Below are 546 nucleotides of genomic sequence, written 5' to 3' on the forward strand. Positions count from 1 at the left end.
GGTGCAGGACGCGATGGGCTGGCGCGCCGGGCGCCTGCTGGAAAGCGGTCCGCGCAGCGCTATCCGCTGATCCAGGTGCTGGCACAGAGGCTGGTGGGCGAGCGTGCGCTGCTGTTGGGCAACGCGGCGCAGACCATCCACCGCTGGGTGCGCAGGGCTTCAACCTCGGCCTGCGCGATGCGTTGACGCTGGCCGAGCTGATCGGCGACGGCATGCTGGATCCGGGCAGCGATGCGCTGCTCACGGCCTACGTGCAACGGCGTGCGCCGGACCGTGAACAGACCGTGGCCTTTTCCGACGGGTTGGCGCGACTGACCAGCAACGCCACGCCGCTGTTGCGGCCGTTGCGCAGCCTTGGGCTGGTCGCGGCGGCGCAGGCCAGTGCGGTGCAGTCGTTCCTGGTTGGCGGGGCAATGGGATTCCGTGGCCACGTGCCGGAACTGTGCAGGAGCGAAGGGCGATGAGCCGGCGTGGACAATGGGATGCGGTGGTGGTCGGTGGCGGTGTGGTTGGCGCGGCCTGCGCACTGGCGCTGGCCGGTGAGGG

At 70.7% G+C, this 546-nt stretch carries 1 pseudogene; it reads left to right on the top strand.

Annotated elements, in window-relative coordinates:
- Positions 1-464, top strand: a pseudogene (locus tag JCM9942_RS17815) (FAD-dependent monooxygenase); the annotation flags it as partial.
- Positions 465-546: the final 82 nt, after the last annotated feature.

The sequence above is a fragment of the Stenotrophomonas pictorum JCM 9942 genome (assembly GCF_001310775.1).
Lineage (GTDB): Bacteria > Pseudomonadota > Gammaproteobacteria > Xanthomonadales > Xanthomonadaceae > Stenotrophomonas > Stenotrophomonas pictorum.